This window comes from Pseudomonas sp. LBUM1662 (assembly GCF_059695915.1).
Genome location: NZ_CP166793.1, coordinates 4,552,114 through 4,576,287 on the forward strand (window position 1 = coordinate 4,552,114; position 24,174 = coordinate 4,576,287).

Genomic DNA, 24,174 nt, shown 5'->3' on the forward strand with positions numbered 1-24,174 from the left:
GATAAAACAAAGGGCGAATGGTAACAGGCGATACCCGCCCGGCTCCAGTCAGCAGGGCATTTAAGCCAACGTTGCGTCTACAACGGGCCTGAGCCGCGATGAATGACGGATTATCAGCCGATGGCATTTACCCACTATCGACTGTATGCCAGATTCAGCTGCTGATAACTTTCCTTACAATTTCTCGACTACAGTTTGCCCCATGCCTGCCCAACTCAAGCGTCGCCTGTTTATTTTCCTGCTGATCGTCCTGCTGATTGCCGGGGGCTTTTTCGCCCAGTGGTTCTTCAAGGGGCGGTTTTATGAAAGCACCGACAACGCCTATGTGCAGGGCGAGATCACCCGTGTCTCGAGCCAACTGGGCGCGCGCATCGATCAGGTGCTGGTGCAGGACAACCAGCACGTCGAGAAAGGCCAGTTGCTGATCAAACTCGAAGGCGATGACTTCCACCTCGCCGTCGACCGTGCCAACGCCACCCTCGCCACCCGCCAGGCCGAACGCCTGCAAGCCCAGAGCAAACTGACACAGCAAGCCAGCCTGATCGCCGCGAGCGAGGCGCAAGTGGCCTCCAGCCAGGCCAGCCTCGGGCGTTCGCAAATCGACTTGTCCCGCGCGCAAACCCTGCGCAAACCCGGGTACGTATCCGAAGAACGGGTGACCACCCTCTCCGCCGACAACCACATCGCCCGCTCGCAAGTGACCAAGGCTCAGGCCGACGCCCAAAGTCAGCGCCAGCAAGTCAATTCCCTGAGCGCCGAGATCAAGCGCCTCGATGCCATGATTGCTAACGCCAAAACCGATCTTGCCCAAGCCGAACTGAACCTGACCCGCAGCGAAATCCACGCGCCCATCAGCGGCTTGATCGGCCAGCGTGCGGCTCGCGAAGGCCAATACGTGCAGGCCGGCGCTTACCTGATGTCGATCGTCCCGGATCAGGACATCTGGATTCAGGCCAACTTCAAGGAAACCCAGATCGGTCACATGCAGCCCGGCCAGAAGGCCAAGCTGACCTTCGACGCCTACAGCGACACGCCCATCGATGCGCGGGTCGACAGCCTGTTCGCCGCCTCGGGCGCACAGTTCAGTCTGTTGCCCCCGGACAATGCCACGGGCAACTTCACCAAAGTCGTGCAACGGATTCCGGTCAAACTGACCTTCGCCGCGGACAACCCGCTGCACGGCAAGATCCGCCCGGGCATGTCGGTCACCGCCAAAGTGAACATCAAAGACACCCCTGACGATGGCCGGTGATCAACTGATCCGCCCGGTCGGCGAACCGACCCGGCGGGACTGGATTGCGGTGATGAGCGTGATGCTCGGCGCCTTCATGGCCGTGCTGGATATCCAGATTACCAACTCGTCGCTCAAGGACATTCAGGGCGCACTGTCGGCGACGCTGGAAGAAGGCTCGTGGATTTCCACCTCGTATCTGGTGGCGGAAATCATCATGATTCCGCTGACGGCGTGGCTGGTGCAGTTGCTGTCGGCACGACGTCTGGCGGTCTGGGTTTCTTTGGGATTTCTCGTTGCCTCCTTGCTCTGCTCAATGGCCTGGAGCCTTGAGAGCATGATCATTTTCCGCGCCTTGCAGGGCTTCACCGGCGGCGCGCTGATCCCGCTGGCATTCACTCTCACCCTGATCAAACTCCCGGAACACCACCGCGCCAAAGGCATGGCGATGTTTGCCATGACCGCGACGTTCGCGCCCTCTATCGGCCCGACGCTGGGCGGCTGGCTGACGGAAAACTGGGGCTGGGAATACATCTTCTACATCAACATTCCGCCGGGCCTGATCATGATCGCCGGCCTGATGTACGGTCTGGAGAAGAAAGAAGCGCACTGGGAATTGCTCAAAAGCACCGACTACATGGGCATCCTCACGCTCGGCGTCGGCCTCGGTTGTTTGCAGGTGTTTCTGGAGGAAGGTCATCGCAAGGACTGGCTGGAATCGAACCTGATCGTGACCCTGGGCAGCATCGCGCTGGTCAGTCTGATTACGTTTGTGATCGTGCAGTTCTCCAAACCCAATCCGCTGATCAACCTCAGCATCCTGGGTAATCGCAACTTTGGTTTATCGAGTATTTCCAGCCTCGGGATGGGCGTCGGCTTGTACGGCTCGATCTTCCTGTTGCCGCTGTACCTGGCGCAGATCCAGAACTACAACGCCCTGCAGATCGGTGAAGTGATCATGTGGATGGGCGTGCCGCAGCTGTTTCTGATTCCGCTGGTCCCGAAGTTGATGAAATACGTGTCGCCGAAATGGCTGTGCACGCTGGGCTTCGGCCTGTTCGGGTTGGCGAGTTTTTCGTCGGGGGTGCTGAACCCGGACTTTGCCGGGCCGCAATTCAACCAGATCCAGATTATCCGGGCGCTGGGCCAGCCGCTGATCATGGTGACGATCTCGCTGATCGCCACCGCTTACATCCTGCCGCAGGACGCGGGGTCGGCATCGAGCCTGTTCAACATCCTGCGCAACCTCGGTGGCGCGATCGGCATCGCCCTCCTCGCGACGTTGCTGGATGCGCGGACCAAGACCTATTTTGATTATCTGCGTGAATCCATCGTGCCGAGCAATCCGCAGGTGGCGGAGCGGATGGCGTCGATGACGGACCGGTTTGGCAGTGAGACGGCGGCGCTGGGCAAGCTAAGCGAGATTGCACATCAGCAGGCGTCGATCATGGCGTACAACGATGCGTTTCACTTTGTCGGGATTGCGTTGGGGGTGAGCATGTTGGCGGTGCTGTTGACCAAGAAGTTACCGGCGGGGTTGAAGGCTGGCGAGGCGCACTAGCCCCTGGCTGCGGTGTTCTTTCAGACGCCTTCGCGGACAAGCCTCGCTCCTACAGGTTTTGTGGCGCCGCACCAAAAATGTGAGCGCCGCAAAACTCGTAGGAGCGAGGCTTGCCCGCGAAGAGGCCCATACATTCGCTGCAAATATCAGACAGTAATCAACCGCTCCCGCAACTTGCTGATCTCATCACGCATCTGCGCCGCTGCTTCAAATTCCAGGTCGCGGGCCAGCTGATACATCTTCTCTTCCAGGCCTTTAATGCGCTTGGCAATCTCGCCCGGCGAGCGCAATTCGGCTTCGTACTTGGCGCTCTCTTCGGCGGCCTTGGCCATGCCTTTGCGCTTCTTGCTGCGCGAACCGGGCACGGTGGCGCCTTCCATGATGTCGGCCACGTCCTTGAACACACCCTTCGGTGTGATGCCATTGGCCAGGTTGAAGGCAATCTGCTTGTCGCGACGACGCTCGGTCTCGCCGATCGCCCGCTCCATGGAGCCGGTGATGCGATCCGCATAGAGAATCGCCCGGCCATTGAGGTTACGCGCCGCCCGGCCAATGGTCTGGATCAGCGAACGCTCGGAACGCAGGAAACCTTCCTTGTCCGCATCGAGAATCGCCACCAGCGAGACTTCCGGCATGTCCAGGCCTTCGCGCAGCAGGTTGATCCCCACCAGCACATCGAACGTGCCCAGACGCAAATCACGGATGATTTCGACCCGTTCCACGGTGTCGATGTCCGAGTGCAGGTAACGCACGCGCACGCCGTGGTCGGCAAGGTAATCGGTCAAGTCTTCGGACATGCGCTTGGTCAGCGTGGTGACCAGCACCCGCTCTTCCAGCGCCACGCGCTTGCCGATTTCCGAGAGCAGATCGTCGACCTGGGTCAGCGCCGGGCGGATTTCGATTTGCGGGTCCACCAGGCCGGTCGGGCGCACCAGTTGCTCGACCACGCGACCGGCGTGTTCCGCCTCGTAATTGCCCGGCGTTGCCGAAACAAAAATGGTCTGCGGACTGATGCTTTCGAACTCGTCGAAACGCATCGGCCGGTTATCCAGCGCTGACGGCAGGCGGAAGCCGTATTCCACCAGCGTTTCTTTACGGGAACGGTCGCCCTTATACATGGCGCCGACCTGCGGCACGCTGACGTGGGATTCGTCGATCACCAGCAAGGCATCAGCCGGCAGGTAGTCGAACAACGTTGGTGGTGCCTGGCCTGATTCGCGGCCCGACAGATAGCGCGAGTAGTTTTCGATGCCGTTGCAATAACCCAGCTCGAGGATCATCTCCAGGTCGAAACGGGTGCGCTGTTCCAGGCGCTGGGCTTCCACCAGTTTGTTGTTGGTGCGCAAGTAGTCCAGGCGTTCCTGCAATTCGACCTTGATTCCTTCGACGGCGCCCAACAAGGTTTCCCGAGGCGTCACATAGTGGCTTTTCGGGTAGAAGGTGAAGCGCGGCAGCTTGCGAATCACTTCGCCGGTCAGCGGATCGAAGGCCGACAGGCTCTCGACTTCGTCATCGAACAGCTCGATGCGGATCGCTTCGAAATCGGATTCCGCCGGGTGGATATCGATGACATCGCCGCGCACCCGAAAAGTTGCCCGGGCAAATTCCATGTCGTTGCGGGTGTATTGCAGGTCTGCGAGGCGGCGCAGCAACGCACGTTGGTCGAGCTTGTCGCCGCGATCCACGTGCAACACCATCTTCAGATAGGTTTCCGGACTGCCCAAACCGTAGATGCACGACACCGTGGTGACGATGATCGCGTCCTTGCGCTCCAGCAACGCTTTGGTCGCGGACAGCCGCATCTGCTCGATGTGGTCGTTGATCGAGGCGTCTTTCTCGATGAAGGTGTCCGACGACGGCACGTAGGCTTCAGGCTGGTAGTAGTCGTAGTAGGAAACGAAGTATTCGACGGCGTTGTTCGGGAAGAACGCCTTGAACTCGCCGTACAACTGCGCGGCGAGGGTCTTGTTCGGCGCCAGCACCAGGGTCGGACGCTGCACCTGGGCGATCACGTTGGCAATGCTGAAGGTCTTGCCCGAGCCGGTCACACCGAGCAACGTCTGGTGCGCCAGCCCGGCTTCGATGCCCTCGACCATCAGGCGGATGGCTTCCGGCTGATCGCCGGCGGGCTCGAAGCGGGTGACTAGCTGGAATTCAGACATGCATACCTCTCGATTCTCGAAGCAGGGTATCGCGCCAGCGCGGTCAAACCGGCAGCAACGAGATAGGCCGCAAACGACTCACGTCGCCCGAGGAAAAAACTGGATTGTGCTCAATGTGGTGCCGATTGCCTGCGCTTTCAAGGCAAACGTCCTACATCCCTTGAAGTCTTTGATGCCGCCATTCGACTAACGGTCGAAAAATAATCGAAAAAACTTAGCCTAAAAGCCGAATCGTCTGTCGCCATCAATCGCAGATGGCCTCTATACTAGCTCCCCGTTTGTGCACCGCTCTAGTGCATTCGGCTGGAGCGCGACACGTCCCTCCACTCTCCATTCAGAGCCGCCGCAAAAATGAGCCTGTTCTCCGCTGTCGAAATGGCACCACGCGATCCAATCCTGGGCCTCAACGAAGCATTCAACGCCGATACACGTACCACCAAGGTCAACCTGGGGGTCGGTGTTTACTGCAACGAGGAGGGGCGAATTCCACTCCTGCGCGCCGTTGTCGAAGCCGAGACGATTCGCGTCGCTCAACACGCGTCCCGTGGCTACTTGCCGATCGACGGCATTGCCGCCTACGACCAGGCTGTGCAGAAACTGCTGTTTGGCAATGACTCGCCACTGATTGCCGCTGGCCGCGTTATCACCACCCAGGCCGTTGGCGGCACGGGCGCCCTGAAAATCGGTGCCGACTTCCTCAAGCAACTGCTGCCGAACGCTGTCGTGGCGATCAGTGACCCGAGCTGGGAAAACCACCGCGCCCTGTTCGAAACCGCCGGTTTCCCGGTTCAGAACTATCGCTATTACGACGCCGCAACCCACGACGTTAACCGTGCCGGCCTGCTCGAAGACTTGAACGCCCTGCCGTCCGGCTCGATCGTTGTGCTGCACGCCTGCTGCCACAACCCGACTGGCGTGGACCTGAGCCCGGCAGACTGGAAAAACGTCCTCGACGTGGTGAAAGCCAAAGGTCACGTGCCGTTCCTCGACATGGCCTACCAGGGTTTCGGTGATGGCATCGACGAAGACGCCGCTGCCGTGCGTCTGTTCGCTGAGTCGGGCCTGACGTTCTTCGTCTCAAGCTCGTTCTCCAAATCCTTCTCGCTGTACGGCGAGCGCGTTGGCGCCCTGTCGATCGTCAGCGAATCGAAAGAAGAAAGTGCGCGCGTGCTGTCGCAAGTCAAACGCGTGATCCGCACCAACTACTCCAACCCGCCGACCCACGGTGCAAGCATCGTCGCCGCTGTGTTGAACAGCCCGGAACTGCGCGCCCAGTGGGAAGAAGAACTGGCGGAAATGCGCCTGCGGATTCGCGGCATGCGCACCCAGATGGTCGACCTGCTGGCGAAAAACGCGCCGCAGCGTGATTTCAGCTTCGTCGGTCGTCAGCGCGGCATGTTCTCCTACTCCGGTCTGACGGTTGAACAAGTCACCCGTCTGCGCAGCGAGTTCGGCATCTACGCCCTGGACACCGGCCGCATCTGCGTGGCCGCGCTGAACCAGAGCAACATTGATGCGGTGACCAAGGCCATCGTTGCGGTGATCTGAGTCGTTGCGTGATACGAAAAACGGGAAGCCTTGGGGCTTCCCGTTTTTTATTTGTCGCAGATAAGTGTCAAAGCGCTATCGGCGCCCTCTAAACTCCACACAACGATGCACCTGTAGGAGAGAGGCTTGCCCGCGAAGCTTTTAGCGTCAGTGCTGACGCCTTCGCGGGCAAGCCTCGCTCCTACAGATTATGTGTACACCCGAGCATTCTGAAGAGAGCCCACATGAAAAACGATGACCTGCGCGCTGAGCGTGATGACCTGGACGATCTGAATGACTTCACTCCCCGCGTCCCGGCCAAACGCAGCAATAACCTGGTGCTGCAAGTGGCTGCTGGCGTATTTCTCGGCGGCCTGGCCTTGTGGCTGGTGCAACTGGGCGCCACGATGCTATACGCCAAACTGATGCTCGCCACGGTGACCTTCGGCGGTTAAGCCAGTTCGGTCGCACGCTGACTGGCGGCGTCGTCATAGGCGACGTAGAGCGCTTCAGCGACCTGACTCTTGATCGCTTTGGCGCTTTCCAGGCCGAGGACGAAGCCTTCAGCCTTGCCGCCCGCGCGGTTCAGATCGTCAGCGGTGCTGGCCTGAGTGATCGCGTCAAACAGCTTCTCGGCATGCGGGCCGACACCTTTGGGCAGGCTGATCTGAGCGATGCTCATGCGAACACCCCGTTGTTTTGAGGGGTGAGGATTGGGTGATTCATGGCACGTACCTTTTCGGCGAATGGCCGGCAGCGCGTGTAACCACTTCCGGGCGGCCATGGTAGACCTCTGAGGCGATTCTGGTAACCGCCCACGACCGATAAACCACCGTCCGTCTCGATGAATCCATCAAGTTGTTAACAGACGCTTGACTTCTCTTTTTGAATCAGTAACATACACGCCATTCCGCGATAGCTCAGTTGGTAGAGCAAGTGACTGTTAATCACTGGGTCCCTGGTTCGAGTCCAGGTCGTGGAGCCAGACAGAAACATCGAAAAGCCCCTGAATCGAAAGGTTCAGGGGCTTTTTTGTGGCCGAAAGAAAAGATCGCAGCCTCGCTTCACTCGACAGCTCCTACAGGGGATCGCGTATTTCTGTAGGAGCTGTCGAGTGAAACGAGGCTGCGATCTTTGGATCTACCCGCTTTTAAGCAATACAACGATCAAACATGCTCACCACTTTTAGCGTGAGCCGCTCGATGCTCGCCCGAATCATGCGCCGCTTCCACCACCGGAATTTCATTCCCGTCGCAGTCACGCAGTTTGCCTTCGCTGAAGTAATCCCCTTCACGCAACGCCGCCAGGTCCTGGTAACGCAGAACCCGTTCAGTACCGGCCGCGAACACCGATTGCTGATCCGAGTTACCGGCAGTGAGATGGTTGAAGGCCAGGTTGAGCACGATGGCCATGATCGCCGAGGAGCTGATGCCCGAGTGGAAGATGGTCGCGAACCAGCTTGGGAAGTGGTCGTAGAAGTTGGGTGCGGCGATCGGGATCATGCCAAAGCCGATGGAGGTGGCGACGATGATCAGGTTGACGTTGTTGCGGTAATCAACCTTGGACAGCGTGCGAATACCGCTGGCTGCCACGGTGCCGAATAGCACGATGCCGGCGCCGCCGAGTACCGAGGTCGGTACTGCGGCGATAACCCGGCCCATGAACGGCAGCAGACCGAGGATCACCAGGAACAAGCCGCCGGTGGCGACCACGAAACGGCTCTTGATGCCGGTCACCGCCACCAGCCCGACGTTCTGGGCGAAGGCGCTTTGGGTAAAGGAGCCGAAGATCGGCGCGATCATGCTCGACAGCATGTCGGCCCGCAGGCCGTTGCCCAGGCGTTTGGAGTCAACTTTGGTGTCGATGATTTCACCGACGGCGAGGATGTCCGCCGAGGTTTCCACCAGGGTCACCATGACCACGATGCACATCGACAGGATCGCGGCGAAGTGGAACGTTGGCATGCCGAAATGGAACGGTGTCGGGAAGCCGAACATCGGGCCTTGCGTGACTGACGAGAAGTCCGCCATGCCGAGGAACACCGCGATGACCGTGCCGATGACCATCGCCAGCAGGATCGACAAGCGGGAGATGGTCGCGCTGCCGATCTTGCTCAGCAGCAGCACCAGCACCAGCGTCACCGCTGCCAGACCGATATTGGCCATGCTGCCGAAGTCCGGGGCGTGGCTGTTGCCACCCATGGCCCAGCGTGCGGCCACCGGCATCAGCGTCAGGCCGATGGTGGTGATCACGATGCCCGTCACCAGCGGCGGGAAGAACTTGGTGATTCGCGAGAACACCGGCGTGATCAATAACCCGATCAACGACGCGGCAATCACCGCCCCGAGAATCGATTGAAAGCCACCCTCCCCGCCGCTGCTGACAATTGCCACCATCGTCGCGACGCCCGAGAAGGACACGCCCTGTACCAGCGGCAACTGACACCCGAAAAACGGTAAACCGAGGGTCTGCAGCAATGTCGCCAAGCCCCCCGCAAACAATGAAGCAGCAATCAACAAACCGATGTCCGCTGGCGAGAGCCCGGCCGCCTGGCCGATGATCAAAGGCACCGCGACGATGCCGCCGTACATGGTCAGAACATGTTGCAGGCCGTAAGCCATATTCGCGCCGACCCCGAGGTTTTCGTCCTCAGGCCGTTGGTGTGAAACATGGGGCGTTTTCATGGTTGGGGGGTTCCCTGGTTTTTTGTTATGCGCACACTGTATGCAAGACTCAGGACAAATGTCTATAGAGTTGTATACAACTCACCAGTCAGATTATGGACATGTGTCCATCCTGCCCTGTGGCTACGCCGTTTGCCCCCTGAAAAAATCTTGAAATACATCCTTCATCCGAGCTCTCCCCCGCCCGCTAGCCTTCTGAATTCCAAGCGACCGCCGGCACGGACGCCTCTCGCTTATACATATAAAGTATGCATAATGAAGTCATTCGAAATTCAGTATCACAAGGCAAAAAACGCGGCCAACAAATTAAAGCATCGCGGCATCAGTCTGGCCGAAACAGAACCGGTGTTTTATGACGAACGAGCACTGACGATTCAGGACAACCATCACGATGAACAGCGGTGGATCGTCATGGGAATGGATGCCAAGGCTCGATTGCTGGTCGTTGCGTACACCTATCGCGATCCGAATTTCGTACGAATCATTTCCGCGCGCCTCGCCAGCAAAAACGAGCGTCGTCGTTATATGGAGGATTGACCGATGAAAGATGAATACGACTTCAGCAATGCCAAGCGGGGAGCGGTTGCCTCCAGCAAAGGCAAAACCCGAATCACCATCATGCTCGATGACGTCGTCATTGAGGCGGCGCGCGCCGTGGCCGAGAGCGAGGGGTATGGCTATCAGACGGTGATCAACAACACGCTGCGCCAGGCGCTGCTCAACAATAGAGAAAAAACCACCGGTCACGATCAGTACGCCGCGGTGGCGAGTGCCGGGCATTTCAAAGAAGGTGTAACCGCATCTGAACTGAAGACCCTGGAGAAAAAACTGTCAGAGGTCTTGAGCGAAATCCATCGTGTGATTGAGCCTTGAGTATGTGCTGGCTCCAAATCCGAGGGAGGGACGGAGCCTGGTCCCTATTCAAAGGAAAAGGGCAGATGATTTGACTCTGCCCTCCTGGACGACGGCTATATCGCCTGAATCAACTGCCCAAGCACTTTCCTCAACCCCGCATGCTCCGGCACGCGAATCCCGAACTCACGCGCCAGCACCTCAATCAACTCCGCCACATCCGTGACCTGCCGCCGTTCGCTCTCGGCGCCCACCCGATGAATCGCAAAACTGCCGTTGTTCAACGTGCGCCTCCAGCCATCTCCGGTGCGCGCGACCATCAGTTGCTTGGCAAACGATGACTCGGGGTGGGTCGAGACGTACCAGTTGCCGACGGCGTAATCGATGTCTTCCTGGCGTTGCAGGTCGAAGATGTACATCGGCCGCCACTCGCCGCCGACATTGGCGCGCAGGGTGTAGCCGTCTGCATGGCGCTCGATGCGATACGGTTCGTGGGGTGTGGGTTGTGCAGCATCGCTGTCGAGCAGGAGCGGTGCGGTGGGCACCATGCCGCCGAAGCCGACATCGGTGATGTAGCGCACGCCATCCAGCGTGACCAGGCTCAAGCGGTGCGTGCGGGCAGTCCAGGCGCCTTCGGGCTGGCCCATCACGACCCGACCGGTGATGCCCCGTGCGTCGAAGCCCAGCTCTTGAAGCAACGCCAGAAACGCGCAGTTAAGTTCGTAGCAGTACCCTCCTCGACCCTCGTGCAGGATTTTCTGTTCGATGGATGGCAAATCGATGAGTACCGGCTCGCCGGACAGCGTGGTGAGGTTTTCGAACGGGAAAGCCCCGGTGTGGCGCAGTTGAAGTTGGCGCAGGGTGTCCAGGGTTGGCGCCGGGGGCGCGTCGAAACCCAGTCGTTGCAGATATGACCCTGTATTCGTCAGGCGTGGCTCGCTCATTGCTCGGTCCTTATGCATGGGGCCGCGGATCTCTCCGCCGATGGGCGCCATGTATAAGGGATAAAGCGGTCGGACTGACAATTGATTTAGCCAATCGCCCGCCACCTGAAGATCAACGCCGTTTACGCGAACTCAAGCGGATCCACGTCGGCGCGTGATCGCTGGCGTGCGGTTCGTTGCGCACCCAGGCATCGACCCCGGCCTCGTGCAGATAAGGACTCAGGGCCGGGTTGAGCAACAGATGATCGATACGCAACCCCGAGTTTTTCTGCCAGTGCTGCCGGAAATAATCCCAGAAGGTGTAGAGCCGATCTTCCGGGTAGAGATGGCGCAGGGAATCGGTCCAGCCTTGATCCAGCAAACGCTGGTAGCACTCGCGACTTTCCGGTTGCAGCAAGGCGTCCTTGAGCCATGAGCGCGGGTTGTAGATATCGAGGTCGGTGGGCACCACGTTGTAGTCACCGGCCAACACCACCGGGTGTTCGCTGCTTTGCAGGTCCTTGGCATAGGCGATCAACCGCTCGAACCACGCCAGTTTGTAGTCGAACTTCGGCCCGGGCTGCGGATTGCCGTTGGGCAAATACAGGCAGCCCACCAGAATCCCGTGCACCGCGGCTTCCATGTAGCGGCTATGGGTGTCGGCGTCATCACCCGGCAGCCCGCGCCGGCTTTCCAGAGGTTGCGCGTCCCGCGCCAGAATCGCCACCCCGTTCCACGACGACTGACCTTGCCAGATAGCGCCGTAGCCAATGGCTTCAAGCTCGGCGGCGGGGAACGCGCTGTCCACCGACTTGAGCTCCTGCAAGCAGGCAATGTCCGGTTTTTCTCGCTCAAGCCAGGCGAGCAGATTCGGCAGCCGGGCACGCATGCCGTTGACGTTGAAGGTGGCGATTTTCAGATTTTTCATGGGCCGAGGCTCGCAACGGATGGACAATATCCAGTTGTGACCGAGGGGCGCCATCTCAGTTGCCATAACAAACAAAACAGGCGACTAAAGGTCCACCCCTTACACCGGATGCTCGTCATGCGACGCCTTGAGCAACGGCAACAGCGCCTGTTTTTCCATCGGCCGGCTGAGGTAGAAACCCTGCACCTCATGGCACTCGTCAGAGATCAGAAAATCCAGTTGCTCCAGCGTCTCGACGCCCTCTGCGGTCACGGTCAGGCCCATGGCCTTGCCCAGGTTGATGATCGCCTGCACCACCGCGCGGTCGTTGCCGGTGCCGCCCATGGAGGAGATGAAGCGCTTGTCGATCTTGATCCCGTCGAACGGATACGTGCGCAGGTAACCCAGCGACGAATAACCGGTGCCGAAGTCGTCCATGTTCAGCCGCACACCCAGCTCCTTCAGCGAGTTCATGGTCGCGAGAGCGCCGTCGACGTCGTTGAGCATCACGTTCTCGGTGATCTCCAGCTCCAGTCGACTGGCGGGCAAGCGGCTATGGATCAACGCCTCCCTGACATCCTCCACCACGTCACTGCGCATGAACTGCACGGGCGACAGGTTGACCGACACCATCAACTCACCCGGCCAGGTCAGTGCTGTCTCGCACGCTTCGCGCAGTACCCAACGCCCCAAGGGCACGATCAGATCGGTCTGCTCGGCCAACGGAATAAACGAGTCAGGGCTCAGCAACCCCTGCACCGGATGCTGCCAGCGCAGTAACGCTTCGACCGAGACAATCTGTTTGCCATCGACGTGATAACGCGGCTGATAGTGCATCACGAACTCGTTGTTCTTGATCGCCTGGCGCAGGTCGTTTTCGAGTTTGCGGCGGTGCTGGATCTGATCGTTCATGTGCGGCGCAAAGTAGCACCAGGTTTTCTTGCCATCGGATTTGGCCTGATACAGCGCGATGTCGGCACAGCGGATCAGTTCCTCCGGCATGTGCCCCTGACGCCGGCTCAAGGCAATACCAATGCTGGCGCCGATGTGCAGCGTGTGATGGTCATAGTGAATCGGCTGCTGCAGGCTTTCGAGGATGCGTTCGCAAATCCGGTCGATTTCCGTGTGGATGTCCATGCCGTTGAGCACCAGCACAAACTCGTCGCCGCCCAGTCGAGCAACCAGGTCTATGTCCCGCGTGCACTCGCGCAAGCGGGAGGCCACCTCCAGCAACACCGCATCGCCGGCCGGGTGGCCGAGGGAATCATTGATCGGCTTGAAGTTGTCCAGGTCGAGCATCAACAACGTCAGCGGTGCCGAATGTTCCTTCAGCACCAACGCGTCTTCGAGGTAACGCGCCAGTTTGTTGCGATTGGGCAAGCCGGTGAGTGCGTCGTGCAACGACAGATGCTGGATCTGCGCATGGGCGGCGACTTCATCGGTGATGTCACTGGCCGTTCCGCGATAACCCAGCACCGCGCCTTTGCTGTGGATCGGTCGTGCCGACACCCGGCAGACACGTTGCTGTCCCGACTGGTCGCGATAGGAACAACGCAGATGACTGACGTTGTGGTCTTCGTTGAGTTTGTTCAGCCACAGTGACAACGGCGTGGTATCGCAATACAGCAACTGTTCGATGTCCTGCCCCAGCCATTGCTGATCGGAAAAACCGGTGACGGCGCCGAAGCGCCCTGACAGGTACGTGATGCGATGCTTGTCGTCTATTTCCCAGATCCAGTCAGAAGCGGCCTCGGCCACTGCACGAAAACGCTCTTCACTGGCTTCCAGCGCCTGGTTCGACAAATCGAGGTTGATGTAACTGGCATCCACATGCCCGGACGTGCGCAACACATAACGAAAGAACCACGCCGTCAACAACGTCAGAATCAACAGCGCGCCGCCCAGTGGCGGCAGCAGCGACCAGAGCAACTGATGACCTGGCTGTTCGAGCCGCGACACCAGGCTATAACCGGTGTCCGTGAGTGCCACCGCAGGCTGACCGGGGGCGAGAGTGTTGTCGGGTGTGAGGCTCAAGTCATGCAAACCGTAGTCGGCACTCAAGGCGCTGAGCTTTTCCGGACTTAATTGATCGACGAACACCAGCACCGAGGTGCTTTTGGGATCGACCGCAGGCCGTTCGTCGTTGGGCACGATGGCGGCAGCCGTCAACAGCGCGGGCTGGCCTTCGAACAGCGTGAAGCGGCTGATGGGGACGAGCAGGCTTTCCTGCCCCCGAACCTCCTCGATCAGTGCCGGCATCGATATCGAAAGGAGGGCCGCCGCGTCATCCTGCACCTGAAGGCCACGCACCGTGGCGTATTTGGTTCGCTGGTGATCGACCACGAAGACGCCGTCGTAATGATCCATGGTGAACAAGGTTTTACCCATGTTCTGCTCGACGTAAGCCCACTTCACATCGACTTCACCGTTGAGATGGTCGTAAGCAGTCGTCCAGGTCGCATAACTGGCGACGTAGTTTTTCGAGGCTGAAATACGATTTTCCAGCGCGCGCTGAGTGTAGAACGTGGTTTTGGCCAGGTCCTGGGCATCGAGCCGGCCGGCAATGCTGAACAAGGCAACGAGGGCGATCAGCACCCCCAATACAAATACCAGTCCGACGGACCAGACCAGGCTCCGTGTGATCGGCGTATGGCGCCCAGGGGCGGCGGTGGTCGTGGCGCTCAATTCCATGCATGGGATCCTGTCAATCGATTGCCTGATCGGGTACATCACAGGCAAGCGTCCATTGACCATAGCAGCCATGGTCCTTCATCGCGCCACACTATTGCCAATCGGCGGCCGCTCCCCTGTAATGGCGCGCATCACCTGCAACCTTCTTATGCCGAGAACCTCTCGCTCATGGACACCCTGGACGGTCAACGAATCACCCTGCGCGCCTTGCAAGCCAGCGATGCCGACGCCCTGGTGAATGCCGCGCGCGATGGCGAACTGTGGAACCTGACGGTCACCGTCGTGCCCTCCCCGACCACCGTCGACAGCTACCTGAAAAAAGCCCTTGATGGCCGCGAGGCAGGCACGGTGCTGCCCTTCGTTATCGTGCTCAAGGACACGGGAGAGGTCATTGGTTCGACACGCTTCTGGAAAATCGACCGCCTCAACCGCAAGCTCGAAATCGGCAGCAGCTGGATCTCTGCGCGCTGGCAGAAAACCTTCGTCAACACCGAGGCCAAATACCTGATGCTGCGTTTCGCCTTCGAGGTGCTGGACTGCGTGCGGGTGCAATTCACCACTGATGAAAACAACCAGAAGTCGCGCAATGCGATCTTGCGGCTTGGCGCGCAGCAGGAAGGCATCGTGCGCCACGAACGGATCATGCCGGATGGGCGCAAGCGTAATTCGGTGCGGTTCAGCATCATTGATGAGGAGTGGCCGTCGGTGCGGGAAAATCTCGAGCAAAAACTGACCCAGTACAACCTTCGCTGACACCTCGAACGACTGTGCGGGCCTGCTCGCGAAGAAGCCAGGCCACCCACCCTCAATGCCGGTTACGGCAACAAGATCACCTTGTCGCCAGCCCCTTGATTCACCTCGGCATACCGCTCCAACCCCTGCGCCAACGGTGATTCAAACAACCCTTGCGGCAACGGCAACAACCCTTGATCAAAGAACTTGCCAAATTGATCAAGCATCGCCGCACACGCCTGCACGCCGTACAACAGCGAATTGATCCCCACCACCGAACCACCCTTGCGATACAACGCCAGCGCCGGCAGTTGCACCAAGCCGTCTACCGGCGCGGCAATGATCGCGATGCGACCGAAAGCGGCCAAAGCCGGGACCGACTCAGGCAGCCAAAAACCGGTGGTGTCGAAAATCACATCGGCGCCGCCGGCATACACCGCGTTCACCTGCGCACCCAGTTCGTCCGGTTTATCCAGTTGCAGCGTCTGATACCCCTGCGCCTGCAAATCCTTGACCTGCTCGGGCCGCCGCGCCGCCGCCAGTACCTGGGCACCCCGCACTTTGGCCAACGCCAATGCGGCACTGCCGACCGCCCCGCCACCGATCACCAGCAGCCGCGTTCCGGCCGTCACCAGACTGCGTTCCAGCGCATCCCACGCCGTGGTGTACGGCACACCGAGGCTGGCGGCCTGGGCGAAACTCAGATGGGTGGGCTTGAGCGCCACGCCATTGGCCGGCAGTTTGACGAATTGAGCATGGGAGCCGTCGGCAAAAAAGCCCAGCTCACGACCGGTGCCCCAGACCTCCTGGCCGATCAGCGCCTGTGGCCCTTCAACCACCACACCGGCGAAATCCCGACCGGGAATCCGCGGCAAGGTGGTGTAGGGAAAACGCCCCAGCACGTTCTTTACATCGCTGGGGTTGAGGCCGGCTGCCTTGATCTGGACCAGCACTTCATCGGCACCGGCTACGGGGGTTGGAACATCAACATAGCGCAGGGCCGAGAGGTCGCCGGTCTGGTCGAATTGCAGTGCTTTCATGGGAATTTCCATCGCATAAAAAAGGGGTTTCAGGAGACCCAGCCCGCCACCAGCTGCCGGCCCATGGGCCACAACTTTTCGCCGGCGAGCATGCCCAGCAAGCCCACCAGGGCAATGGCCGGTGGGGCGGGAGAACGAATATCCAGTGCGCCGTAGAGCAGGCCGACGCCCAGACCGATGACCAGCGAGATGAGGTAGCTCATGGCAGACTCCGTGGGCAAACATGGTATGCCTGAAGTCTAGAGAGCGGTGACGGCGGGCATCGGCCAAGTGCTTCTGAATATCGGCCAAAGCGCTGATACCGGAATGCAATGCGATTTGTGTAGCAACCCTGTGGGAGCGGGCTTGCTCGCGAAGGCGGAGTACCAGTCGACATCTTCGGCGTCTGACACACCGCCTTCGCGAGCAAGCCCGCTCCCACAGGGTTTCGCTCTGCTACAGGTTTGCGTTATGGCTGGACGTGGCGTTGGCCCGTCGAAAACTGCGAAGGCGCGACACCCAGTTCCCGGCGGAACATGTCGCTGAAGCTGCTCGGCGAATAACCCAGTTCACGGGCAATCGTGCTGACGGGCACACCCTGAATCAACTCCGCCGCCGCGGTCGCCAGTTGCACCTGTCGCCGCCATTCGGCGAAGCCCATGCCCAAGCCATCCTTGAACAGCCGCGCCAGGGTGCGCACGCTGGCACCGGCATTTTCCGCATGCTGCTCGAAGGGAATGTCCAGCGAGGGCGCGGCCATGACCGCCTGACACAGGTTCATCAGGCGCCGGTCGGAATCATCCGGCAACGGGATTTTCAACAGCGATCGCCTGGCTCGCCGAAGCTCCAGCAACGCCAGACCGACCAACGCTTCGTAATACTCGGGCGCGCCATCATCGCCCTGCTCCACCAGCCCGACAATCAACTCACGCAGCAGTCCGCCTACCTCGATCACCTGAACACTGTCATCCAGCGTGGCCGCCAACGAGGGCCGCAGGTAGATGTTGCGCATCTGCAGGTCCGAGACCACACGAATGCCGTGCGGCACGCCCGGCGGCAGCCACACCGCCCGTTGCGGCGGTACGACCAGCGCCTCGTGGGGCGTTTCGACCCACATCACCCCGCTCATCGCGTACAGCAATTGTCCCCAGACATGCTCGTGCGGCTCGATATACAAGCCGCGCGGGTACGTGCGCGCCAGCGGTTGCACGGGCACATCGGTGTCACTCAGGTCTGGAGGGGCGGCAAGGGCCATGGTCAATGATCATTGGGGTTTTCAGGTCTTGCATGGTAACGGGGCAGCGACCTTGTCGCTACGGGCGGCAACCGTCTGACAATCCAACTGAATTTTCCGTAACCCCGACGATCCTTGTATTACCACAGGGAGGAAAACGGGCTTTATGAACAACGCAAAACTTTTCGTCATTGAATACACCCTTCATGGCGCGCCGAAGTCTTTCATTATCCGCCTGGACAAAATGGACAACGCGGAGGCTTGGCACTGGGCCAGTTGTGATGCAGGGGTCGGACGAATCCCCCGCTTTGGCCGAGAGAAGGTGCAAAAAACCAGCAAGCCGCTGGCGGAGAAATTCGGCATCGAAAATGTGACGTGGCGACCGGCTGGCTAAGGATCACAGGGAGGAAGTACCAGACATAAAAAGTGGAGCCCGAGTGGCTCCACTTCCTATTGATGACCTATTTGGCGTGCGCGCACTTGCAGCCCTTGCTCGCACACTCTTCGCCATGTTCGTGGTGCTTGGCGCAGGCTTCACAGCAATAGTGTTTGCCGTGACGCGCTATCGGGTGTTCGCCCAGTTTGCAGTCGCATTTGGGGCAGTCGCATTTACTGTCACTGCTGATCATGAGTCTGACTCCAGGGTTGTGGTCGTCGGATACGGAATTTGTGACACCGTCATACCAGTGTAGGAGCTCCTACAGGAGTGCGAGTTATGCCTGGCGGGTGTTGCTGCGGTACATGAAGAACAACGCCAGCGCCAGGCACACCATCGCCAGCATCCGGCTGCTCGACAACTCGATCGCCGGGTTACCCAGCCAGCCGAAGTTGTCGATCAACATCCCCATGCCCAACTGCCCGACGATCACGGCCACGGTCGCCACCGCCGTGCCGACCCGCGGCACCGCGCCGACCATGACCATCATGTAGACCACGCCGAACAAGGCGCCGCTGAGCTGCCATTTCGGCACATCCAGCAGGCTCACGGCATGGGCCGGCTCGAAAAACAGGATCAGCAACCCGGTGACCACCGCGCCCACCGCGAAGGTCAGCAGACTGCTGCGCAACACGCCGACGGTTTCCCCCAGGCGCCCGTTGATCGCCGCCTGAATACTCAACACCGCACCGGCAGCCACGACCACGGCCAACAAAATAATCAGATTCATCATCAACCCCGAGCAATCAGAACAAGTGCCGCGACAATCAGCAGCAACGCCAGCCAACGCTCACCGTTGACCTTTTTGCGGGTGGCGCCGAACCAGCCGAAGTGGTCGATCAGCACGCTTTTGCCGACCTGCCCGGAGAGGATCGCGATCATCGTCATTGCGATGCCGATGTGCGGCGTAGCCAGGGTCAGCACCACCACGTAGATCGGCCCGAGGAAACCGCCGATCAACTGCCAGCGCGGCAAGGTGTTCAACGCCGGACCTTGTTGCTTGCCGCTGAACAACAGCAGCAGAAACAGAATCGCCGAGCCGACACCGAAGATGCTGAACGTCGCCCACAAGTGCCCGACCTGAACCCCGAGCGGCCCGAGCAAACCAGCCTCCACGGAAAGGCCCATGCCGGCGAGGATGACCAGAGGCAGCAGCAACAGCCGCAGCCCTGGTTTGGTCGCTGGCGCTGCAGCGATGTCGATTGAAGAGGATTGCATAAGGAAAACCTGCCAGTCAGTTGAACACGCCCCGTGTAGGAGCGAAGCTTGCTCGCGAAGGCGTCGTATCAGTCGACGTTTTCGGCATCTGACACGCCGCCTTCGCGAGCAAGCTTCGCTCCTACAAGGGAGTCGTTGTGGCGCGCATTATCGGCTGGCGCTGCTTTGCGATAAATGGGAGCATCCTGACAACACTTTTGCGCAAATCGCACAGCAGGAATGATCATGCACGGCCTCAATGAGCTGGGATTCAAGGCACTTCGGCTGTTTGTCGCCGTGCTCGACCATGGCAGCTTTTCCGAAGTCGCCCGCCGCGAGGGCCTGGCGCCCTCTTCGATTTCCCGGCAGATCCAGTTGATGGAACAAGCCCTGAATCAGCAACTGCTCTACCGCCACACGCGCGCCGTCACGCCCACCGAAGCGGGACGCATGCTCGGCCACCATGCGCGGCTCGTGCTGGTGCAACTGGAGGAAGCCGAACAGGCCCTGCAGGAACAGCAAAGCGAACCCAGCGGACTGGTGCGGATCAACGCGCCGGTGGTCTTCGGCCAACGCCATCTGACGCCGTGGCTCGGCCAGTTGTGCGCGCGCTATCCGAAACTGCAACTGGATATCCAGCAAACCGACAGCTACGTCGACCCGTTGCAGGAAGGCGCCGACTTGCTGTTCCGCATCGGCCCGCTGCACGATTCGAGCATGCAGGCACGGATCCTGGCGCCCCATCGCTTTCAAGTCGCCGCCAGCCCGGCTTACCTCGAACGCCATGGCACGCCGCAACATCCCGAAGAACTGGCGGTGCATCAGTGCCTGGCCTACAAGGGCGTGACCGGTCAGCAACGCTGGTTTTTCCGCAAGGAGCAGCAGGACTGGACGCCCTACTCAGTCAAAGGGCCGATCACCGGCAACCACGCCGACACGCTCACGCAAGCCGCCGAACAGGGTTTGGGGCTGGTGATGTTTCCGTCATGGCTGATTGGTGAGGCGGTGCGCAACGGCACGCTGGTGCCGGTGCTGGGTGACTATCAGGTGTCCAACAGCCTTGAGCCGCAGCAGATTGCGGTGCTATGGCCGGGTAGCCGACGGTTATCGGTGAAGGTAAGGACGGTGATTGATTTCTTCGTCGAATGCTTTGGCCCGGTGCCCTACTGGGACCGCCCCTGACACAGCGCGGGCCCTGTAGGAGCTGTCGAGTGAAACGAGGCTGCGATCTTTTGATCTTGCTTCTAAAAAATCAAAGTCAAAAGATCGCAGCCTCGTTTCACTCGACAGCTCCTACACAGCTCCTACAGGTTTTTCGGGGTGTCAGATTCGGAACTGCCCGACCAGTTTGCCCAGGCGCTGACCGAGGTCGGCGAGGCTGCGTGAGGTCTGGGCGCCGAGTTGGGTTTCGTCGGCGACGTTGTCCACGGCCACGGCGATCTGGTGCACGCTGCGGTTGATCTCTTCGGCCACGGCAGTCTGCTCTTCAGCCGCACTGGCGATTTGCGCGTTCATCGAGTTGATGGTGCCGATCAACTGAGCCATGGTGTCCAGCGATGCACCCGCCTCATTGGCCTGGGCCGAGGTGCCATCGCCTGCTTCGCTGGAACGACGCATCGCTTCCACAGCCGATTGGGTCCCGGCCTGCAAGCGGTCGATCATGCCCTGGATTTCCTGAGTACTGATCTGCGTGCGACTGGCCAGCGCCCGCACTTCGTCGGCGACCACCGCAAAACCACGACCTGCTTCACCGGCACGCGCGGCTTCAATGGCGGCGTTCAGCGCCAGCAAGTTGGTCTGTTCGGCAATCGAACGAATCACCCCCAGCACGCTGACAATCGATGACACGTCTTTTTGCAGGCTGTCGAGGGACACGCCGCTGCTACGAATGTCGTCCACCAATGCATGAATCTTCACGATGCTGCCGGCCACCACACGCTTGGCGGCCTGGCCTTCTTCGTCGGTCTGCTGAGCCGCCACCGCCGCGTTTTGTGCACTTTTCGCCACTTCCTGAGCGGCGGCGGACATTTCGTTGATTGCCGTGGCGACCTGATCGGTCTCGTGACGCTGACGCTCCATGGCCTGATCCGAACGCTGGGCCTGATCGGAAACCTGATTCACCAGGCCGGTCAGTTGCGAAGTCATTTCGGTGATCTGGCGCACCAGGCTGTGGATCTTGTCGACGAAGCGGTTGAACGAGCCGGCCAGTTCGCCGAGTTCGTCCTGGCTGGTGATGGTCAGGCGACGGGTCAGGTCGCCCTCGCCCGCCGCGATGTCATCGAGGTTGGCTTTCATCAGGTTCAGCGGACGCAGGATGGTATTGGCCAGCAGCAGCCCGACCGCCGCGATCACCAGCAACATCACCACCGCAATACCGGCGATGGTCAGCACCACGCCTTCCATCCGCTCTTGCACCTTGGCTTCGACCAGCGCGACTTGCGCTTCGATACCGTCAAGGTTCACCGACGTACCCACCGCCATGTCCCACTTCGACAGGTATTCGGTGTAACCCAGTTTCGGCACCAGCACTTGGGTGTTGCCGGGCAACGGCGAGCTGTATTGCAGGTAGTGAGTGCCGTCTTTGGCGACTTTCACCAGGTCGCGGTTGACGTAGACGCCGTTCGGATCGCGGTTGTCCTTGAAGCTCTGGCCCACGCCATCGGGACTGTTGGCCTTGAACAGGCGCACGGTGTTGGAGTCGTAGCCGAAGAAGTAGCCGTCCTTGCCGTAGGTGATGCTCGACAGCAGCTTGATCACCTGCGCCCGCGCCGCGTCATCGCCAGGGGCGGCCGCGTCGTAAAGCGGTTTGATCGTGGTCATGGCCACGGCGACGTAGCTTTGCAGAGTGGCCTTGGCATCGCTGAGCAGACGCTGGCGGGTTTCCTCGACTTCCTTGTGCGCCTGCTCCTGCAGAATGAACAGCGTGGTCAGGCTGATGACCAGCGCGAAGAGCAACACCGGGAGGACGGCAAGGGACAGGACTTTAGCCTTCAGGCTCATGCGCATGACGGTTCACTCTTTTGATTTTGTTGGCGTGGTTAAAGGCTTTAACGGCACGCCAACGAAAAACTGTAGGAGCCAGCGGTGCGGCGATCCGACTTGCCGGCGAAGGCGATTTTGAAGACGCCTTCGCCGGCAAGCCTGGCTCCTACGAAAGTGAAGTCAGAGAACCATCGCGGCGACCCAGCCGAACGCCAGCAGCGGCAGGTTGTAGTGCAGGAAGGTCGGGACCACGGTGTCCCAGATGTGGTGATGCTGGCCATCGATGTTCAGGCCGGAGGTCGGGCCCAGCGTCGAGTCCGAGGCCGGCGAACCGGCGTCACCCAGGGCGCCGGCCGTGCCGACGATGCACACGATCGCGATCGGGCTAAACCCCAGCTGCACGCACAACGGTACGAAAATCGCTGCCAGGATCGGCACGGTGGAAAACGACGAGCCGATGCCCATGGTCACCAGCAGGCCGACCAGCAGCATCAACAACGCGCCGATACCTTTGCTGTGGCCGATCCACGCCGCCGACGCCTCAACCAGCGTTTGCACCTCACCGGTGGCTTTCATCACTTCAGCGAAACCCGAGGCGGCGATCATGATGAAGCCGATCATCGCCATCATCTTCATGCCTTCAGTGAACAGGTCGTCGGTGTCGCGCCACTTCACGATGCCCGACACCGAAAAGATCAGGAAACCCGCCAGCGCACCAATGATCATTGAGTCCAGCAGCAACTGAATGATGAACGCCGCCGCGATCGCCACGCCAGCCACCATCAGGCTCAGCGGGTTGTATTCCACCGCGACTTGCTCGACTTTCTCGATCTTTTCCAGGTCGTAGACGCGTTTCTTGCGGTAGCTGATAAACGCGACCGCGAGGCCGACGACCATGCCCAGGGCCGGAATGCCCATGGCATGGGTGACGTTGATGCCGCTGATATCGACGCCGCTGCGCGCAACGTTGGCCAGCAGGATTTCATTCAGGAAGATGTTGCCGAAGCCCACCGGCAGGAACATGTACGGTGTGATCAGGCCGAAGGTCATGACGCAGGCGATCAAGCGGCGATCCAGTTGCAGCTTGGTCAGCACATATAAAAGCGGCGGCACCAGCAGCGGAATAAAGGCGATATGTATCGGCAGAATATTCTGCGAAGCGATGGCCACCACCCACAGCAAGCCGATCAGCAGCCACTTGACCTGACGGCCGCCGCTGGCGTGTTGGCGATCAACCATCAACAGGGCTTTGTCCGCCAGGGCATGGGCCAGGCCCGACTTGGCAATCGCCACGGCGAACGCGCCGAGCAAGGCGTAAGACAACGCGACCGTCGCGCCGCCGCCGAGGCCGCTATTAAAGGCTTTAAGGGTGGCATCGATGCCCAGGCCACCGGTCAAGCCGCCCACCAGGGCGCCGACAATCAGCGCGATCACTACGTGCACGCGGGACAGACTGAGGACCAGCATGACGCCGACCGCGGCAATTACAGCATTAATCATCGTTACCTCAGGGCAAGCGAAATGAGCTCAGCCGGCAGTCTGCGAAGAACCGCCAGCGGATTGAAGAATGGGTTTTATTAGAGGGCGCGCACTGTGCCGCAGCAGCCATGCCTTGTCAAAGCCAACACGGTCCTCTGTAGGAGCTGTGAGGAGCTGTGTAGGAGCTGTCGAGTGAAACGAGGCTGCGATCTTTTGACTTTGGTTTCTTAAAAGCAAGATCAAAAGATCGCAGCCTCGTTTCACTCGACAGCTCCTACACAGCTCCTGCAGGGGTTATACGTGGGGATATCACGGGGTTTAAAGAAAGCGGATTCACGGCCGTTACAGTGCAAAGTCTCAGATAAATATCGAATAAGGACGTCTCTCCATGTCGCTCAGACAACTTTCCATCCAATGGAAAATCACCCTGCTGGCCGGGCTATGCCTGGCGGGCATCGTGACCCTGCTGGTGGGTCTTTCGCTCTATCGCATGGAGCACAGCTCCGAGATGGTGAAAGCCTCGAGCATGGAGATGCTCACCGAAGCCGCCCAGGCCC

General features: G+C 59.9%; 23 protein-coding genes and 1 tRNA gene. 10 read left to right on the forward strand and 14 right to left on the reverse strand.

The window, feature by feature from the left end; genetic code table 11:
* Positions 1–202 precede the first annotated feature (202 nt).
* Together ACA049_RS20660 and ACA049_RS20665 are read left to right on the forward strand one after the other, a co-directional pair.
* Positions 203–1,252 carry an HlyD family secretion protein gene (locus ACA049_RS20660; RefSeq protein ID WP_497329398.1) on the forward strand — a complete coding sequence of 350 codons (1,050 nt, stop codon included), beginning with the start codon at positions 203–205 and terminating at the stop codon, positions 1,250–1,252.
* Positions 1,242–2,792: an MDR family MFS transporter gene (locus tag ACA049_RS20665; protein WP_497329400.1), complete on the forward strand. Its 1,551-nt coding sequence runs from the start codon at positions 1,242–1,244 to the stop codon at positions 2,790–2,792. The genes ACA049_RS20660 and ACA049_RS20665 overlap by 11 nt, the downstream gene beginning before the upstream one ends.
* A 146-nt stretch (positions 2,793–2,938) precedes the next feature.
* Here the strand turns inward: ACA049_RS20665 and uvrB are convergent, their stop codons facing one another.
* Entirely contained in the window at positions 2,939–4,954 is a 2,016-nt protein-coding gene (gene uvrB / locus ACA049_RS20670) for an excinuclease ABC subunit UvrB (RefSeq protein WP_497329402.1), read from the reverse strand.
* 351 nt (positions 4,955–5,305) lie between these two features.
* Between uvrB and ACA049_RS20675 the strand changes: the two genes are divergently transcribed.
* A complete protein-coding gene (locus ACA049_RS20675; protein WP_109633237.1) occupies positions 5,306–6,502 on the forward strand; it encodes an amino acid aminotransferase in 1,197 nt (398 codons plus the stop codon).
* 224 nt (positions 6,503–6,726) lie between these two features.
* Positions 6,727–6,936 carry a hypothetical protein gene (locus tag ACA049_RS20680; RefSeq protein ID WP_497329404.1) on the forward strand — a complete coding sequence of 70 codons (210 nt, stop codon included), beginning with the start codon at positions 6,727–6,729 and terminating at the stop codon, positions 6,934–6,936.
* Here the strand turns inward: ACA049_RS20680 and ACA049_RS20685 are convergent.
* On the reverse strand, positions 6,933–7,163 hold the full coding sequence (locus ACA049_RS20685) for a hypothetical protein (RefSeq protein WP_322216334.1): 231 nt from the start codon (positions 7,161–7,163) through the stop codon (positions 6,933–6,935). The genes ACA049_RS20680 and ACA049_RS20685 overlap by 4 nt on opposite strands.
* A gap of 227 nt (positions 7,164–7,390) precedes the next feature.
* Between ACA049_RS20685 and ACA049_RS20690 the strand changes: the two genes are divergently transcribed.
* Positions 7,391–7,466, forward strand: a tRNA-Asn gene (locus tag ACA049_RS20690).
* Positions 7,467–7,647: 181 nt separating this feature from the next.
* On the opposite strand, the gene ACA049_RS20695 is transcribed toward ACA049_RS20690, so the two are convergent.
* Positions 7,648–9,165, reverse strand: coding sequence for a nucleobase:cation symporter-2 family protein (locus tag ACA049_RS20695; RefSeq protein ID WP_497329406.1), 1,518 nt, complete (start codon positions 9,163–9,165; stop codon positions 7,648–7,650).
* A gap of 255 nt (positions 9,166–9,420) precedes the next feature.
* Between ACA049_RS20695 and ACA049_RS20700 the strand changes: the two genes are divergently transcribed.
* Both ACA049_RS20700 and ACA049_RS20705 read left to right on the forward strand, forming a co-directional pair.
* Positions 9,421–9,702, forward strand: a complete 282-nt coding sequence (locus ACA049_RS20700; RefSeq protein ID WP_497329408.1) for a BrnT family toxin — start codon at positions 9,421–9,423, stop codon at positions 9,700–9,702.
* A gap of 3 nt (positions 9,703–9,705) precedes the next feature.
* The gene (locus ACA049_RS20705; protein WP_497329410.1) at positions 9,706–10,038 is read left to right on the forward strand and encodes a BrnA antitoxin family protein; all 333 of its coding nucleotides are present in this window, start codon (positions 9,706–9,708) and stop codon (positions 10,036–10,038) included.
* 95 nt (positions 10,039–10,133) lie between these two features.
* On the opposite strand, the gene ACA049_RS20710 is transcribed toward ACA049_RS20705, so the two are convergent.
* The 3 genes from ACA049_RS20710 to ACA049_RS20720 form a co-directional block, all read right to left on the reverse strand.
* Positions 10,134–10,961: an arylamine N-acetyltransferase family protein gene (locus ACA049_RS20710; RefSeq protein ID WP_497329412.1), complete on the reverse strand. Its 828-nt coding sequence runs from the start codon at positions 10,959–10,961 to the stop codon at positions 10,134–10,136.
* A gap of 112 nt (positions 10,962–11,073) precedes the next feature.
* Positions 11,074–11,868: an exodeoxyribonuclease III gene (locus ACA049_RS20715; RefSeq protein ID WP_497329414.1), complete on the reverse strand. Its 795-nt coding sequence runs from the start codon at positions 11,866–11,868 to the stop codon at positions 11,074–11,076.
* A gap of 99 nt (positions 11,869–11,967) precedes the next feature.
* Complete coding sequence (locus tag ACA049_RS20720; protein ID WP_497329416.1) at positions 11,968–14,538, reverse strand: bifunctional diguanylate cyclase/phosphodiesterase; 2,571 nt, start codon at positions 14,536–14,538, stop codon at positions 11,968–11,970.
* A gap of 168 nt (positions 14,539–14,706) precedes the next feature.
* Between ACA049_RS20720 and ACA049_RS20725 the strand changes: the two genes are divergently transcribed.
* Positions 14,707–15,291, forward strand: a complete 585-nt coding sequence (locus tag ACA049_RS20725; RefSeq protein WP_497329418.1) for a GNAT family N-acetyltransferase — start codon at positions 14,707–14,709, stop codon at positions 15,289–15,291.
* Between the two features lie 62 nt (positions 15,292–15,353).
* Here the strand turns inward: ACA049_RS20725 and ACA049_RS20730 are convergent, their stop codons facing one another.
* From ACA049_RS20730 to ACA049_RS20740, 3 genes are all read right to left on the reverse strand, one after another.
* Positions 15,354–16,310 (reverse strand): quinone oxidoreductase family protein, encoded by a 957-nt coding sequence (locus tag ACA049_RS20730; RefSeq protein ID WP_497329420.1) that lies wholly within the window; start codon positions 16,308–16,310, stop codon positions 15,354–15,356.
* Positions 16,311–16,339: 29 nt separating this feature from the next.
* Positions 16,340–16,513, reverse strand: a complete 174-nt coding sequence (locus ACA049_RS20735; RefSeq protein ID WP_497329422.1) for a DUF1427 family protein — start codon at positions 16,511–16,513, stop codon at positions 16,340–16,342.
* A gap of 245 nt (positions 16,514–16,758) precedes the next feature.
* Complete coding sequence (locus ACA049_RS20740) at positions 16,759–17,544, reverse strand: AraC family transcriptional regulator (RefSeq protein ID WP_497329424.1); 786 nt, start codon at positions 17,542–17,544, stop codon at positions 16,759–16,761.
* A gap of 145 nt (positions 17,545–17,689) precedes the next feature.
* Here ACA049_RS20740 and ACA049_RS20745 point away from each other — a divergent pair, with 145 nt between their 5' ends.
* Positions 17,690–17,917: a DUF6555 family protein gene (locus ACA049_RS20745; protein WP_010458578.1), complete on the forward strand. Its 228-nt coding sequence runs from the start codon at positions 17,690–17,692 to the stop codon at positions 17,915–17,917.
* 67 nt (positions 17,918–17,984) lie between these two features.
* Here ACA049_RS20745 and ACA049_RS20750 read toward each other — a convergent pair whose 3' ends face one another.
* The 3 genes from ACA049_RS20750 to ACA049_RS20760 form a co-directional block, all read right to left on the reverse strand.
* Complete coding sequence (locus ACA049_RS20750) at positions 17,985–18,152, reverse strand: metallothionein (RefSeq protein WP_497329426.1); 168 nt, start codon at positions 18,150–18,152, stop codon at positions 17,985–17,987.
* A gap of 84 nt (positions 18,153–18,236) precedes the next feature.
* Positions 18,237–18,692 carry a DMT family transporter gene (locus ACA049_RS20755; protein ID WP_497329428.1) on the reverse strand — a complete coding sequence of 152 codons (456 nt, stop codon included), beginning with the start codon at positions 18,690–18,692 and terminating at the stop codon, positions 18,237–18,239.
* Complete coding sequence (locus ACA049_RS20760; protein WP_497329430.1) at positions 18,692–19,177, reverse strand: DMT family transporter; 486 nt, start codon at positions 19,175–19,177, stop codon at positions 18,692–18,694. The genes ACA049_RS20755 and ACA049_RS20760 overlap by 1 nt, the downstream gene beginning before the upstream one ends.
* A gap of 225 nt (positions 19,178–19,402) precedes the next feature.
* Between ACA049_RS20760 and ACA049_RS20765 the strand changes: the two genes are divergently transcribed.
* Positions 19,403–20,338 carry a LysR family transcriptional regulator gene (locus ACA049_RS20765; protein WP_497329432.1) on the forward strand — a complete coding sequence of 312 codons (936 nt, stop codon included), beginning with the start codon at positions 19,403–19,405 and terminating at the stop codon, positions 20,336–20,338.
* A gap of 141 nt (positions 20,339–20,479) precedes the next feature.
* Here ACA049_RS20765 and ctpM read toward each other — a convergent pair whose 3' ends face one another.
* Both ctpM and ACA049_RS20775 read right to left on the reverse strand, forming a co-directional pair.
* Complete coding sequence (gene ctpM, locus ACA049_RS20770; RefSeq protein WP_497329434.1) at positions 20,480–22,162, reverse strand: methyl-accepting chemotaxis protein CtpM; 1,683 nt, start codon at positions 22,160–22,162, stop codon at positions 20,480–20,482.
* Positions 22,163–22,318: 156 nt separating this feature from the next.
* Positions 22,319–23,635 carry a Na+/H+ antiporter family protein gene (locus tag ACA049_RS20775; RefSeq protein WP_497336924.1) on the reverse strand — a complete coding sequence of 439 codons (1,317 nt, stop codon included), beginning with the start codon at positions 23,633–23,635 and terminating at the stop codon, positions 22,319–22,321.
* Between the last annotated feature and the right edge of the window lie 539 nt (positions 23,636–24,174).

Bases quoted from the DNA above. Each gene is read 5' to 3' on its own strand.
- ACA049_RS20660 (WP_497329398.1), top strand. From the start codon at position 203: ATGCCTGCCCAACTCAAGCGTCGCCTGTTTATTTTCCTGCTGATCGTC.
- ACA049_RS20665 (WP_497329400.1), top strand. From the start codon at position 1,242: ATGGCCGGTGATCAACTGATCCGCCCGGTCGGCGAACCGACCCGGCGG.
- uvrB (WP_497329402.1), bottom strand. From the start codon at position 4,954: ATGTCTGAATTCCAGCTAGTCACCCGCTTCGAGCCCGCCGGCGATCAG.
- ACA049_RS20675 (WP_109633237.1), top strand. From the start codon at position 5,306: ATGAGCCTGTTCTCCGCTGTCGAAATGGCACCACGCGATCCAATCCTG.
- ACA049_RS20680 (WP_497329404.1), top strand. From the start codon at position 6,727: ATGAAAAACGATGACCTGCGCGCTGAGCGTGATGACCTGGACGATCTG.
- ACA049_RS20685 (WP_322216334.1), bottom strand. From the start codon at position 7,163: ATGAGCATCGCTCAGATCAGCCTGCCCAAAGGTGTCGGCCCGCATGCC.
- ACA049_RS20695 (WP_497329406.1), bottom strand. From the start codon at position 9,165: ATGAAAACGCCCCATGTTTCACACCAACGGCCTGAGGACGAAAACCTC.
- ACA049_RS20700 (WP_497329408.1), top strand. From the start codon at position 9,421: ATGAAGTCATTCGAAATTCAGTATCACAAGGCAAAAAACGCGGCCAAC.
- ACA049_RS20705 (WP_497329410.1), top strand. From the start codon at position 9,706: ATGAAAGATGAATACGACTTCAGCAATGCCAAGCGGGGAGCGGTTGCC.
- ACA049_RS20710 (WP_497329412.1), bottom strand. From the start codon at position 10,961: ATGAGCGAGCCACGCCTGACGAATACAGGGTCATATCTGCAACGACTG.
- ACA049_RS20715 (WP_497329414.1), bottom strand. From the start codon at position 11,868: ATGAAAAATCTGAAAATCGCCACCTTCAACGTCAACGGCATGCGTGCC.
- ACA049_RS20720 (WP_497329416.1), bottom strand. From the start codon at position 14,538: ATGGAATTGAGCGCCACGACCACCGCCGCCCCTGGGCGCCATACGCCG.
- ACA049_RS20725 (WP_497329418.1), top strand. From the start codon at position 14,707: ATGGACACCCTGGACGGTCAACGAATCACCCTGCGCGCCTTGCAAGCC.
- ACA049_RS20730 (WP_497329420.1), bottom strand. From the start codon at position 16,310: ATGAAAGCACTGCAATTCGACCAGACCGGCGACCTCTCGGCCCTGCGC.
- ACA049_RS20735 (WP_497329422.1), bottom strand. From the start codon at position 16,513: ATGAGCTACCTCATCTCGCTGGTCATCGGTCTGGGCGTCGGCCTGCTC.
- ACA049_RS20740 (WP_497329424.1), bottom strand. From the start codon at position 17,544: ATGGCCCTTGCCGCCCCTCCAGACCTGAGTGACACCGATGTGCCCGTG.
- ACA049_RS20745 (WP_010458578.1), top strand. From the start codon at position 17,690: ATGAACAACGCAAAACTTTTCGTCATTGAATACACCCTTCATGGCGCG.
- ACA049_RS20750 (WP_497329426.1), bottom strand. From the start codon at position 18,152: ATGATCAGCAGTGACAGTAAATGCGACTGCCCCAAATGCGACTGCAAA.
- ACA049_RS20755 (WP_497329428.1), bottom strand. From the start codon at position 18,692: ATGATGAATCTGATTATTTTGTTGGCCGTGGTCGTGGCTGCCGGTGCG.
- ACA049_RS20760 (WP_497329430.1), bottom strand. From the start codon at position 19,177: ATGCAATCCTCTTCAATCGACATCGCTGCAGCGCCAGCGACCAAACCA.
- ACA049_RS20765 (WP_497329432.1), top strand. From the start codon at position 19,403: ATGCACGGCCTCAATGAGCTGGGATTCAAGGCACTTCGGCTGTTTGTC.
- ctpM (WP_497329434.1), bottom strand. From the start codon at position 22,162: ATGCGCATGAGCCTGAAGGCTAAAGTCCTGTCCCTTGCCGTCCTCCCG.